This window comes from Myxococcus virescens, from assembly GCF_900101905.1.
Lineage (GTDB): Bacteria > Myxococcota > Myxococcia > Myxococcales > Myxococcaceae > Myxococcus > Myxococcus virescens.
This window is the reverse complement of the sequence record NZ_FNAJ01000002.1, coordinates 1-12,549: the sequence shown is the minus strand read 5'-3', so window position 1 is coordinate 12,549 and position 12,549 is coordinate 1. Positions and strand designations below refer to the sequence as shown.

General features: G+C 69.7%; 10 protein-coding genes. 4 read left to right on the top strand and 6 right to left on the bottom strand.

Features of this window, described 5'->3' with window-relative positions; genetic code table 11:
* The first annotated feature begins 196 nt into the window (after nt 1–196).
* Complete coding sequence (locus BLU09_RS06470; protein ID WP_090487122.1) at nt 197–2,497, top strand: sensor histidine kinase; 2,301 nt, start codon at nt 197–199, stop codon at nt 2,495–2,497.
* 12 nt (nt 2,498–2,509) lie between these two features.
* On the opposite strand, the gene BLU09_RS39275 is transcribed toward BLU09_RS06470, so the two are convergent.
* Together BLU09_RS39275 and BLU09_RS06460 are read right to left on the bottom strand one after the other, a co-directional pair.
* On the bottom strand, nt 2,510–2,725 hold the full coding sequence (locus BLU09_RS39275) for a hypothetical protein (RefSeq protein ID WP_244171476.1): 216 nt from the start codon (nt 2,723–2,725) through the stop codon (nt 2,510–2,512).
* 216 nt (nt 2,726–2,941) lie between these two features.
* The gene (locus BLU09_RS06460) at nt 2,942–3,412 is read right to left on the bottom strand and encodes a hypothetical protein (protein WP_090487116.1); all 471 of its coding nucleotides are present in this window, start codon (nt 3,410–3,412) and stop codon (nt 2,942–2,944) included.
* Nucleotides 3,413–3,579: 167 nt separating this feature from the next.
* Between BLU09_RS06460 and BLU09_RS06455 the strand changes: the two genes are divergently transcribed.
* Complete coding sequence (locus BLU09_RS06455) at nt 3,580–4,356, top strand: response regulator (protein ID WP_244171475.1); 777 nt, start codon at nt 3,580–3,582, stop codon at nt 4,354–4,356.
* A gap of 4 nt (nt 4,357–4,360) precedes the next feature.
* Here the strand turns inward: BLU09_RS06455 and BLU09_RS06450 are convergent, their stop codons facing one another.
* The 4 genes from BLU09_RS06450 to BLU09_RS06435 form a co-directional block, all read right to left on the bottom strand.
* Nucleotides 4,361–7,132: a bpX6 domain-containing protein gene (locus tag BLU09_RS06450; RefSeq protein ID WP_090487111.1), complete on the bottom strand. Its 2,772-nt coding sequence runs from the start codon at nt 7,130–7,132 to the stop codon at nt 4,361–4,363.
* Nucleotides 7,129–8,949 (bottom strand): hypothetical protein, encoded by a 1,821-nt coding sequence (locus BLU09_RS06445; protein ID WP_090487108.1) that lies wholly within the window; start codon nt 8,947–8,949, stop codon nt 7,129–7,131. Before BLU09_RS06445 ends, BLU09_RS06450 begins: the two co-directional genes overlap by 4 nt.
* On the bottom strand, nt 8,946–9,449 hold the full coding sequence (locus BLU09_RS06440) for a bpX5 domain-containing protein (RefSeq protein WP_090487105.1): 504 nt from the start codon (nt 9,447–9,449) through the stop codon (nt 8,946–8,948). Before BLU09_RS06440 ends, BLU09_RS06445 begins: the two co-directional genes overlap by 4 nt.
* A 121-nt stretch (nt 9,450–9,570) precedes the next feature.
* Nucleotides 9,571–10,953, bottom strand: a complete 1,383-nt coding sequence (locus BLU09_RS06435; protein ID WP_090487102.1) for an AAA family ATPase — start codon at nt 10,951–10,953, stop codon at nt 9,571–9,573.
* Between the two features lie 3 nt (nt 10,954–10,956).
* Here BLU09_RS06435 and BLU09_RS06430 point away from each other — a divergent pair, with 3 nt between their 5' ends.
* Together BLU09_RS06430 and BLU09_RS06425 are read left to right on the top strand one after the other, a co-directional pair.
* Nucleotides 10,957–11,550 carry a hypothetical protein gene (locus BLU09_RS06430; protein ID WP_090487099.1) on the top strand — a complete coding sequence of 198 codons (594 nt, stop codon included), beginning with the start codon at nt 10,957–10,959 and terminating at the stop codon, nt 11,548–11,550.
* A gap of 36 nt (nt 11,551–11,586) precedes the next feature.
* A complete protein-coding gene (locus BLU09_RS06425) occupies nt 11,587–12,303 on the top strand; it encodes a YqiA/YcfP family alpha/beta fold hydrolase (protein WP_090487097.1) in 717 nt (238 codons plus the stop codon).
* Nucleotides 12,304–12,549: the final 246 nt, after the last annotated feature.

Below are 12,549 nucleotides of genomic sequence, written 5' to 3'. Positions count from 1 at the left end.
GCCAGGAGGATGGGCACAATCTCGTGGATGTAGGCGTCAGCGCGGCCGACGACAACAGCAAAGCGCTCCGAGTGCCCGGCAGCGGAAATGTCCGAAAGCATGCAGCCACCTCGCACGTCCGGAGTGCGTGTCACGGACACTCCTTGAAAAGAGCGCTGGAGGTCGCCAGGGGCGGCGCTGTTAGGGTCCCTTCGACATGAGCGGGCGCGCACGGTTTGCCTGGGCGCTGGTGGTGGGGCTGTTGGGCCATGCGCTCAACCGATTTCCCGTGGAGCTCGTCCCAGGCATCGACATCCTGCTGGGCTTCTTCCTCATCATCCCCGCGGCCCCGCTGCTGGGGCCCTGGTGTGCGGGGCTCGCGGCCGGCATCGCCACGTCCGTCACCGTCCAGATGTGGGGCCACCCCTGGGGCATGCTGGTCTCGATGATGGAAGGAGTCGCCCTGGGCGCGCTGACCCGGCGCTACTGGCCCCTTCAGGCGGACGGGCTCTTCTGGCTGGGAGGCATCCCCTACCTCATCATCGTCGGCAATCACGTGGGCGTGGACGTCACGGCGACGAGCACGCTCGCCATTGCCCTCAAGCAGGCGCTCAACAGCCTGGTGCCGGCGCTGCTGACGCAGGTGGTGCTGATGACGCCCATGGCGCGCGCGCGGCTGTGGCCCCTGCTGACGCCCACGCTGCGCACCTTCACCTTGTCGTCGGCGGTGGGCTCGGCGCTGCTGCTGGCGCTGGTGCTGCCGTTGCTGATGGTGGGAACACTGGAGGGCCGGGCCCGCTATGCCGCCGAGCGGCGGCGCATGGACGACCAGGGCCTCTCCACCGCCCACCTGCTGGCGGAGACGGTGGACGCGGAGCTGTCCACCGCCCAATCCCAGACCGCCTTGCTGGCGAGCCTCGTCATGAATTGGTGGGAGCGCGAAGGGGAGCGTCCACCCCAGCCGCAGTTGGAGAATCTGCTGCGCGACTGGGTGTATCACTCCGCGTTCGCGCTCAACTTCGGCATCGGGGACAGCGACGGCAACCTGGTGGCCATCTGGCCGCCGCTGGGCGTGGAGGCCCAGCCGATGGCGGGCTCCAACTTCGCCGACCGCTCCTACTTCCGGGACGTCCGCGGCAAGCGCGAGCCCGTGGTGAGTGGCGTGTTCGCGGGCCGGGGCTCGGTGACGGGTCCCGTCATGGTCGCCGTCTCGCCGTTGCTGCGGCAGCAGCGCTTCGAAGGCTTCACGTTGGTGGCCATCAACCTGCCTCGGATGCGAGCGGTGGCGCAGGAGCGTCTGGCTCCGGGTCAGCGCGCGCTGCTGGTGGACCCGGACGGCAACGTGGCCTTTGACACCGGCGCCACGCCCGGGCCGGAGCCACGGTCCCTGAAGGGCACCGCGTTGGGGGAGCTGCTATCGACGCTGCCCGCCACGGGCACCCGCACCTACGACACGGAGCCCCAGGCCCCCCCGCTGCGGCGGACCCTGGAGGCGCGGCACCTGGCCACCGCGCCGCTGTTCCAACCGGGTTGGCGCGTCCTGGTCGAGCATCCGATGCGCGACATGGACTTCAGCGTCATCGGCACCTACAGCGCGCTGCTGGCCACGCTGGCACTGACGCTGGTGCTGGCCATTCCCATCACCCGCCTGCTGACGCGCATGCTCTCCAGGCCCGTGGAAGCCGTGTCCCAGGCCGCCGGCCGCATGGCCGCGGGCGAACGCGACGTGCGCGCCTTCGGAACGCTCCACCGCGCAGGCGCCATCGAGGTGGAGAAGCTGGGCCTGGCCTTCGACGAGATGGCGGCCCGGCTCCAGCGGCACCTGGAGGAAGTGGAGCGCGTCAGCCAGGCCAAGGCGGCCTTCTTCTCCATCGCCAGCCATGAGCTGAAGACGCCCCTGGCCACCCTCAAGCTGCGCTTGCAGCGGCTGCGTCCGGACACCGTGCGCCAGCAGGACCTGGTCCTCATGGACCGGCAGGTGGACCGGCTGGCGCGGCTGGTCAACCAACTGCTGGATGTGTCCGAGCTGGCCAGCGGCCGGCTGTCACTGGCGCAGGTCCCCCTGGAGCTGTCCGCGCTGGTGCGGCGGGTGTCGGAGCGGCGCGCGGCGTCCGCGCCCCAACACCAACTGGAGCTGAGCCTGGAGCGCGTGGACGGTTGGTGGGACGAGCCCCGGCTGGAGCAGGTCGTCTACAACCTGGTGGACAACGCCATCCGCTACAGCCCGGAGGGCGGACCGGTGGAGGTGGTGCTCCGGCGGGAGGACGGTGACGCGCTGCTGGAGGTGAAGGACCGGGGCGTGGGCCTGGGGCCGCGCGGGGGCGAGGAGCTCTTCAGCCGGGCGCTGCGCGGCAGCACGCTGTCCACCATCAGCCGCGTGGAGGGCCTGGGCGTGGGATTGTATTTGAGCCGTGAAATCATCACCCGCCATGGCGGCAGCATCCACCTAGCGGCCCGCGAGGGCGGCGGCACCTGCGCCATCGTCCGCCTGCCCCGGAACGACCCGCGCGAGGCGTGACGTGCACACCGCTCATGGGTCGACGGGTGGCACGTCGGGCCAGGGCCGCGGCAAGGAGGGCGCGGCCACGTGTGTCAGCCGTAACAAGCCGCGCCCCAGGTCGAGCTGGTAGCGGACGCGAAAACCCGAGTCGAGCACCACCAACCCACCCTGGTCCGACACCAAAGGCCCGTCGAGCGGAAGGCCCGCGGCGAGAGCGCCCAGCTCACATTGGAGCTTCTCTCGCACCGGAGTCGAACATCCTGCCAGGGTCCGGAGTGCCCGGGGAGCGAGCTGAAGTCGAAGGGCCATGGTCGTTTCACACTGACGAGCCGTGGCGATGACGACAAGCTGTACCTGAAGTGCATATTTGACGTCGGCTTCCAGCCCCATGAGGGGACCACCCCTCACTTCGCTGTGGAGTGCCAGACACCCAAGACGGTGAAGACGCCGCCCGGGCCGAGATTACCGCTGCCGCGCGAGGATACGCCGCCCTTCGACATCGATGGCGTAGGTCGCTTCCATGTCCATGATGATGTTCTGCTTTTCACAGACATCCGGGCGCAATGTCACACGGACGAATGTCACGCCTTCGGGGCCCGGGGATGCAATCACTTCGTACGATTCACGCCGGTAGAGACAGTGCTCCACGTCGGTCGCGCCGTCGTGGGGCTTCACGTCCAGGGGCAGGAAGTCGTCGAGCGCAAGCTGCATGGCCGTCACCTGCGCTCCTGTGAGCGTCGTCCGCGTCTCCGCCGGAAGGTCGAGCGGAAACTCCACCCGCGCCGCTTCCTCAGCAGACGCGTGCGGAGGGCGATACGGACGCTGGAAGAGCGAACATGCGGGCAACAGCAGGCACAGGGCAAGGAGGCGTCCACGCTTCAACTCAAGCAACCGATCGGACCTGGGCGTTTCGAGGCTGAAAACCTGTTTCATCTTCCGGCACCCGTTATGGAATCGAATCTGAACGCGAAACACGGATGGGGTGTCGTAGCGCCAAGCTGCGATGCCATCCAACCTCTTTGGCTAGAATCCACGCTGAAGACTGAACAGGTAGGTACCAGCACATCCTACATGCCCCTGGGAAGCACCGGAGCCCAAGGGTGTCGAGCATCGGACGCGAAGTGCGCTGGCCCCTGGCGCGTCGCTCGGGTCCGGGGTATCCGAGCCCCCTCGCCTCTTCTTCCACCATGTCCCGGCCGCTCCAGCACCTGCTTCTCGTCGAGGATGACCTCGCCTGGCGCGAGCGGCTGACCGTGGTTGCTCACGCGGAAGGGGTGAAGGTCTCCCACGCCGCAGATGGCCAGGAAGCCCTGGACTGGCTGTGCACGCGGCCCCGGGCGAGCCACCCTGATCTCATCCTCCTGGACCTGCTGCTGCCACGAATGGATGGGTGGGAACTCTACGGACAGCTCCGGACCAACGCGCGTCTGCGCCATCTGGGCGTGCTGATGTTCTCCGGCGGCCTGAGCGGCCAGGAGCCCCCGCTGGACGGCGTGGTGGGCTACCTGCGCAAGCCGCACGCGCCCGAAGCCGTGGACGGGGCCCTGCGCGCCCAGCTTCGCGGGCTCCCTCAGCTTCCCGCGAGGGACTCCGCCGAGCCCTACGCACTGCACATGCCCGAGGACGTGTCCCTCCCGCTGCGCACCCTGCCAGGCGCCCTGAGCCACGCGGTGCGCCTGCACCTGCTGCGCGCCGCGGAGCTGACGGGGACGGAGCTCCCCCTGGCCTCCACCTGGTTGATGGCGCTCCCCGGGACGCCCCCCTCGCTCCTGGTGACGGTGGACGGCGTGCAGGTGGAGTTGGAAGTGGATGACGAACAGCGACGGCTCACCGTCAGAGACGTCACCCTGTCACCGAACCTGCTCCACGGCGCCTGACGGCTCAAGGCACCGGCAAGTGCCGGACCTCACCGCACTCCAAATCCAGCCACACGCCCCGGCCACCCTCGTCGAATGCCAGCAAGATGCTGTCCGTGAGCCGCACCCTCGGACGGACATTCCCTTCGAACGTCAACACGGCGCGGGAAAACCCGCGCCTGTCCGTCAACTGAAGCTGCCAATCCGGCCCCAAATCCATCAATTCCAAACACCATTCCCGCGAGAGAAAGATGCCCTTGAGCGCCTCGTGGTCGCGCTCCGTCCGAACCCGATTGCGAAGTGACACGGGCTGCACCCAAGCCAGCGAGCTCCTCAGATTATTCCATCCGCGTGCCACATCCTCGGGGTCAGGGGGATCCTCCATGCGCAGGACAGCAGCCTCACCGTCCGGGACCACGGACAGACACCAGCTCACCACGTTCAGGTCCGACGCCGCTGGAGGCAGCTCCGACCGGTCGCGCAATGTGGGCCCGTCCGCGAGAGTATACGTCCACCGCTCCTGTGTTCCGACGATGAAACTCATGTGTGTGGCATCCGCCGCAATGGAAAACGCCCGGCTGGCAAGTTCCGGGACTCGCCAGAGCGCTCGGCAGTCAGCGGCGAGCGCATCCACCATCATCACCATGTTTTCAGAGGACACGAACCAGACATTGCCGTCGTAGCTGTGGGACCAGTCCGTCAATGACATATCAACCCAGGGGCTGCACCTGCGTGCGACCAGGTCCAGCCGGGACAGGCGCCACACATCGTCCCGCCGCGCGAGTGCCAGGACGCGGTCCCCATGGATGGAAGGCACCAGGTGGAAGGCCGGCACGTCGAAGTGCGCCACCGTCCGGCCGTCCGCGCGAACCAGCCGCGCCCCCGCCTCCCCCAGGGCGTACAACAGCCGGCCGTCTGGCAGCATCACCACGTCATGAAGCGTGAAGGTCCCCGCTTCAGAGGCCCGCACCGTGACGTCGATGCGCGGCCGTGCATGGGTATCGCGCCACGCGGGGTGGATACTGTCGGCCAGCGACGGCAGGTCCGTGCGCAAGGTGCCGTCGGGCGCGGCGCCCAACAAGCGCTTGATGAGGCTCAGGTCCGAGGTGGAGCGGGCATTGCCCGCCGCCCGGTCCCGAAGCAACGCGCGCAGCGTGGGCACCACCAACGCGGTGCGGTTGGCGGAAGGAGGCTCTTCCACGAGCGCCAGTCCAAAGACGAAGCGCTCGGACGCGCGCTCCGGCGCGTCGTCGTCGAGCAACTCGCGCACCCGCGCACCCGCCACCGTCAGCCCGTCCGCGAACGCCGTGGCCCACATCGCCAGCAGCCGAGCGCCCGTCGCGCCACCACTCGCCACGCCCCGCTCCAGCCATTCGCGCGCCGGGGCTCGATTCTTCGCCACCGGCCACACCACCTGAACGGCGCGCGCGTAGTCGCCGGCCTCGGCGAGCGTCTCCGCCCACAGCAGGCGGAGCGCAAGGGCCTCCGGTGGATTCGAACGCTCCAGCCGCGCCACCGCGTCCCCGAAGGCCCCACTGCGCCGGGCGATGGCGATGGCGCGCGCGACGTCCTGAGCCAGGAACCACTGACGCACCACGAGCCCTGGAGCCAGCTTGCGCCCCTCGGCCAGCTCCGCCGCCAGCTTGAAGCGGCCATGCCGCTCCAGGAAGGACACGGCTTCCTCGACGGCGCCCAGCAGCTCCGCGAGGACGAACGCGGCTTCGTCGATGCGTCCCTCACGCTCGAAGCGACGGAAGGCCTCGCGGTAGCGCTGCTGGAGCGCGGAGTAGAGGTCAGGTCCTCCCGCGAACACGGACCCCGCCGCTCCCCGCGCCTCCGTCTGGACGGTGAGTTGCGCACGAGGCCCTGGCAGCCCCAAGGCCTCGCGTGCGTTCTCGCTCAGCGCCTTGCCCAGTGGAATGGCGTGCCGCAGTGCCTCATAGAGGTTGCCCTCCTCGAACATGTCGAAGAGGCGGCGCACGTACTCCGCCTTCCGCTGCCGCGCCCACCCGCCGAGCAAGGTGTTGCGCATCATCCAGTCGGACAGCCTGCTCCAGGGACTCGGGCCCTGTCGCGCTCCGCGAGCCCCTGTTCCCAAGAACGCGGCCCCAGGCCGCGCCATCCACCCTGGCCGGCCACGCTCGGACTCGCCGCCTCCGCGCACCGACGCGCCCTGACGGGAGAACCTCTCGCGCAGCCACGCCCACCATCCCGGGCGGCGCGCCCCAGCGGCGACGGGAGCGCGGCGGCCCTCCATGCGCGCGAGCATTTCCTGTGCTTCAGGTGATGGCTCGGGCACGCCGGGACCGAAGCGTTCGCGCGACGGCGGCGGCACAGGCTCCAGCACGGGCACGGGGGGCGGCGGCGCGCCCAGCGTCTCCGGGGCTCGGATGCTCCACGCGGACACGTCGAGCCATATGGACATATCCACCCGCGGCATCACACCGGCGGAGAACACCAGGGACCGTCCCCTGAGCACCAGCAACACCGCGCCTTCATGGAGACTCGGGTGCCGACGCTCCGCTGGAGACAAGGGCGCCGAGGAGAGGACGCCGTGCTCCCGAGTGAGCGGCAGCCCCGGCGCGGCTTCGCACACCACCGCGCGTGGCGCGGACATCTCCACAAGATATCCACCCGCCACGGCGTGAACGGACATGCCGGGCGTCCACACCGCCAGAATCCGGCGGCGAGCCTCCGCCTCACCGAGCAGGGCCGGGTCGAGCCAGAACGCCGAGGCCCGAACCGTGCCCCGGTGCACCTGCTGCCGGGGCCGGAGCCCCGCGCGTGCCGTGCTCATCCCCCGCCTCCCGGATGGAGACGGCACAGCACCACTTCGTGCTCCAGGTGGTACAGCACCAGCTCACCTTCCGTCGTCAGCCACCCGAGCACAGGCACCGCATGGCTGGCCTCCGCGTGGACCACGTCAGCGGCGGCCACCGCCAGCCTGAACTGGTGCTGGAGCCCCACGTTCCAGAAGGTTCGCTGGTCCGGGTCGAGCGCCAACAGTCCGGCCTCTCCTTTCGCCTGCGGACAGACCCCGACGCCCACGGCTCGCAATCCCGAGCGCAGCGTCACGAATCGCACCGAGTCCCGATGGTGCAAACACCACATGCCTGGGATTTTGTTCACCGCGAGCAACCCAGCCTCCGGATGCCCCGAGTGGTGCGAGGCACCGAACCAGAGGGTGTCGCCCCTCGAGTCCTGCAGGCGAATCTGGCGCACTTCCTTCGCACTCACGATGCCCAGCCGCATGCAACTCGCAACCCTCTCATCTTCGTCGCGCGTCACGACGATGCTGGAACCCTTCACGTGAGCGGCGGCGATGACCCGCTGAGCCACCTGGGCGGAGACCACGCGGCGGGAGGCATCGTCCTCCTCGAAGAAATAGAGCGTGTCGTCCAGGCCGGACAGGAGCACGCACTCCCGATTGAGTGCATCGAGATAGGTCGTCAGCCGGCCGGGGGGCTGTCCTCGAGCAGGAATGGGTGGATGCGCCTGCGTATCGCGCAGTGTCCAGGGGAACGCACTGGGCCCATGGGGCCTGAATTGATGTTGCAGTTGCCCCCGGAAGGCATAGGCGCCCTGCTTCCGCGTCAGCACGAGCAGGCCCCCCTGACGCCGCCAGCCCGCGCCCAGGAAGGTCTCATCACTCCGAGGCATCATCCGCTGGGGCCGCGCGAGGGTGGCGCGAGGAGAGTTGGGCAGCGCCATGGCGCCGACGCCGCCCCCTTCATAGAAGAGCATCAGCCGGCGGCCATCCGCGGAGAAGGCAAACCCCGACACCCGCGAGTGCTGGACTGTCTTCACGGGCGCGGCGACGCGCGCGCGGAACGGGTCTCTCAACAGACGCACGCTGTCATCCGGAGACGGCAGGTCGAGCAACACGGAGCGCGGCGCGCGCGCGGCGGGATGCACCTCCACCGCGAGCTGGCGCACCTCGGGCGCCAGGACTTCGGAGACGTCGATGCGCGAGAGCGTCTCCACCCCCACGAGCCGGGACAGGCGGGAGGCCCCCACGAGCCAGGCGTCCGCCGTCCGCGCGTCGAGCGCGAGTGCCTCGCGCCAGGCCGAGAGCCGCTCAGCCGAGGGCGACGCAATGTCACGCGCTTTCAACCAGGCGCCCAGCGTGGCGGGCGTCACCTCCGTGAACCAGCCACGCCGCGGGTCTGCCTGAAGCACGCCCCATGCGAACGTGGCGCCCGCGGCCTCCGCCCTGCGCGCCATGACGATGAGCAACGCGAGGTGCGCGATGCGCGGAGCGCCAAGCTGGTCGGGTCCCGCATCGAGCAACATCACCGTGCGATGCGCGCGCTGAGGCTGGCGGAACGAGGGCTTGAGATAGGACAGCTCTCCGAAGGCGGCACGGCGCACCAGTTCGTCGGGTGCCTCCAGGGCCCACAGCCATTCACTCACCAGCAGCCGGTCGAAGGAGCCTCTTCGCGACAGGCCGTCATACCCTTGAGGCTCGCCGCCCTCCCTCTCCGAGGGCGCCCGCAGCGGCCCCAGCGCCGCGGACAACCGGGCAACCAGCGGGCCCAGGTTCAGCGCCACCTCCAGCGGGAACTTCGCGAGGATCGACGCCCAGGGGCGTAACGCATGGGGCAACGTGCTCACGGCGTGTCCCCCGGCGACCCCGTGTCCAGCCAGGCCTGAAGCGTGACACGCGACACGGGCCGCGCGGCGTCCATGCGGACGAGACACATGGACGCGGGCAGCACCGCCAACCTCGCTCCCGTGCCATGCGCATGCGCCACGAACGCACGCTCCAGCAGCGAAGCCGCCACGTCTGGCGCCAACGCACAGGGAAGCAACAGCGAGGGCGCCGCGGCATCCCGTCCCAGGTACACGGCGCCGTCGACCCATGGCAGCGACGCCGAGGCCCCGAGGAGCACCAGGAGTCCCCGCCCCGCGACGCCTTCCCAACTGGCAAGGCGTGCATCGTCTTCGGCGAGCACCCGGCGCGCGAGCGCCACCGCCACGGGGCCTTCGCCTGCCACGGCGAGCGGCTCCAGCGGCTCGGCGCGCGAACGCCACCGCACCGGCAGGCGAGCGGCGTCTTCGCCGCGCGTCTCCAGCGCGTCCCCCGTCCGCGAGTCTCTTCCCGTTGCGCTCACGGCACGTCAGCCACCGCACCCCGGCCCCGAGGCGGCGCCTCCGGAAACCAGTGCGCGGAGCCTCCAGGCGCGTGGGCCTGCATCCAGGCAGCGGCGGAGCCAGCGCGGGAACCCTGCGCCCTCACACCGCCACCTCCGTTTCGGATGACTCGAGCCCTGAAGCGCCGGAGGCGAGCACCCCTGTCACCTCCGCGCGAAGCACCTTCAAGTCATCGGGAAGCGACTCGGGAGCGAAGCCCGCGTCCATCTCTCGCGCCACGCCCTCCAGTTTGAGCCGCCACGCGGCGAGCGCTTCGCCATTGCCATCCACGGGCCGCTCCGCCAGCAGCGCCTGCCCCGCGGAAGCGATGCGCCGTGCCCGCGCCAGAGGGCCCGCGCTGGCCTCCAACGCCGCCGCCGGCAGGGCCGGGTTCTCCGTCCCGGCGAGCACGTCCCGCAGCACGTCCCGAGCGAGCGCCTGGGCCTCCTTCGTCGGCACGGCATACACGAGCGGCCACAGGTCCGCGGTCCCAGGTGTGCGCCGGCCCGCGAGCGCCGCGGCGGCGGCGATGAGCTTCTGGACCTTCACCGCGCGGCGGTCGGACAAGGCCACGCCCGCGGCGCGCAACGTGCGCAGCGCATGCGCCAGATGCGGGCGCACCCCGGAGAGGTCCGCCTCACGCGCGGCCTGGGCGACCACGTCCAGGGACTCCAGCGAGGTGACATGCGCGTCCGCGTCCCCCCACAGTGAAGCGCCGCCCGCGAGCAGCTCCTCCAGCCGCGGGTCTGGCACGGGCTCGACGAAGATGCGTGCGAGGAACCGGTCCGCGAAGGCGGCCAGCGACTCGTCTTCCGGCAAGGCATTGGAGGCGCCCACGCAGACGCGCAGGGGGCAGCGCATGCGGGTGTGGCCGCGCCGGAAGGTGCGCTCATTGAGGAGGCCCAGCAGCGTATTCAGGATGGCGGTGGAGCCGAGGAACACCTCATCGAGGAAGGCGACCTCGGCCTCGGGAAGCATGCCCTGGGTCTCCGTTTCGACGATGCCCTCGCGCAGCTTGCGGAGGTCCACGGGGCCGAAGAGCTCGGAGGGCTCGGTGAAGCGACCCAGGAGGTACTCGAAGTACGAGCCGCCCAGGACACGTGCGGTGCGCCGCACCGCCTCGCTCTTCGCGGTGCCCGGCGGACCGATGACGAGCAGGTGCTCCCCCGCCACGGCGGAGAGCGCGACGAGCTCCACCATCGCCTCGCGTTCGACCAGGCCCCGGCCCGCACTGGAGAGTGCGTCACGGACGGCGGAGGCGGCGGCTTCGAAGGAGCTGGACATGGAACACCACCCTAGCTTTCGGACTTGCCCTCCGGAAGCGCATGCAGGTCCCCGCCCCACCCCTCCCTCCGACAGGGCGGCAGTAGTTGGACTGTCCGCAGGGATGCGCATGGCCACATCGAGGCACGCACGGCTGCATGATTTCATGACACGCGGCGGCACTCGGAGTCCCCCACGGCGACCTCCAGGCATAGACTGCAACGCATGAGAAAGCAGTCGATGTGGGTGGCGGTGGTGGGCGTGCTGTGTGTGGGAACGGACGCGGTGGCGGCAGGCTGGAATGGCTATGCATCGCTGGGCGCCGGCATCACCCTGGACCATTTGAGCAACTTCCGCGCGAAGGGCCCGGCGCTGCACGGATACCTGGGCCTGGAGACCCCACCTGGATTGTCGGTGGGCCTGCTGGCGGAAATCTCCGAGACGTGGGGCCAGCAGTTCCCGGATGCGATGCGACCGGGGCAGTTGGAGCGCTCGCAGCTCGACTACCGGGCGGTGGGCATCGAGGCGCGGCTGCGCTTCTTCCAGGACAAGCCCATCACGCCGTGGGTGGGCGCGCGGCTGTCGAAGAGCTGGGGGAGCACCTTCACGCCGGACGACGTGGGCACCTGGCTGCGGCAGAACATCGACACCACGAGCATGGCCTTCCGGGTGGGCGTGGACGGCTGGTTCAGCGACCGCTGGGGCGTGTCCGTCTCCACGGGCTTCCAGTTCTGTGACGTGAAGCTGACGTCCAACGCGCTCAACCAGTGCGCCAAGCTCATGCAGTCGGTGATTGCCGGGCCGGTGTTGCGCATCTGAAGCCACGGCCCCGCGCGCCCGTTAGAGTGGCTTGTCATGAGCACTTCGACGACATCGCCTTCCGCCGTGGGTCCTCGCTGGCTGTACCTGCACGGCTTCGCCTCGGGTCCGGATTCGAAGAAGGGCGTGGCCGTGGCGAGGCACTACGCGGACCAGGGCATTCCGGTGGAGCGGTTGAACCTCCGCGTCCCCTCCCTGGAGCAGCTGCGCCTGAGCGTCATGCTGGACACGGTGCTGGCCGCGATGGGCGGGCCCGAGGAGCGGGTGGTGCTCATCGGCTCCAGCCTGGGAGGCCTCACGGCGGCCCGAGTGGCGGAGCAGGACGCCCGCGTGTGTGCGCTGGTGCTGCTGGCGCCCGCCTTCCGCGTCGTCCCGCAGCTGCGCCGGAGAATGGGAGACGCGGCGTGGCGGCATTGGCAGACGTCGGGCTGGATTGAGACGGACGACTTCGTGACGCAGCAGAAGGCGCGCATCCATTCGGGATTCATCGCCGACGCGGAGGCAGTGGACGCCCGCACCGGTGGCTGGCCCGACGTGCGCGTCCCGACGCTCATCATCCACGGCCGTCAGGATGACACCTGTGACGTCCAGAACTCGCGCCAGTGGGCGGAGGGCAAGCGCCACGTCCGGCTGGTGGAGGTGGACGACGGCCACGAACTCACCGCGTCACTGCCGCGAATCCTGGAGGAGACGGAGGTGTTCCTCCAGCCCTGGGGCACCCGGGGTCCTCGGGCTCAAAGTTCGATGCCGTAAGCGGCAGCCACCGGATTCATGAAGCGGAGGGTGTCGGGCGGCGTTTCGCTGCCCAACGTCTGACGCGTGCGCCGGCCGTCCACGGCGGATTCGGACGTCGTCACCTGCCGGTTGGTCTACCCCCGGTTTTCGGACCAGTTGAAGAGAGAGTCCTCGCGTTTCATGAGGAGCGACCACCTTCCTGCTCAAGCACGTCACCAACCACGAGTTTCAACCCACGCTCCTCGCGTTCACGAGGAGCGACGA

What these genes read in the sequence shown, in the direction of transcription:
- BLU09_RS06425 (WP_090487097.1), top strand. Translation starts at nt 11,587, where the DNA reads ATGAGCACTTCGACGACATCGCCTTCCGCCGTGGGTCCTCGCTGGCTG.
- BLU09_RS06470 (WP_090487122.1), top strand. Translation starts at nt 197, where the DNA reads ATGAGCGGGCGCGCACGGTTTGCCTGGGCGCTGGTGGTGGGGCTGTTG.
- BLU09_RS06460 (WP_090487116.1), bottom strand. Translation starts at nt 3,412, where the DNA reads ATGAAACAGGTTTTCAGCCTCGAAACGCCCAGGTCCGATCGGTTGCTT.
- BLU09_RS06430 (WP_090487099.1), top strand. Translation starts at nt 10,957, where the DNA reads ATGAGAAAGCAGTCGATGTGGGTGGCGGTGGTGGGCGTGCTGTGTGTG.
- BLU09_RS06450 (WP_090487111.1), bottom strand. Translation starts at nt 7,132, where the DNA reads ATGAGCACGGCACGCGCGGGGCTCCGGCCCCGGCAGCAGGTGCACCGG.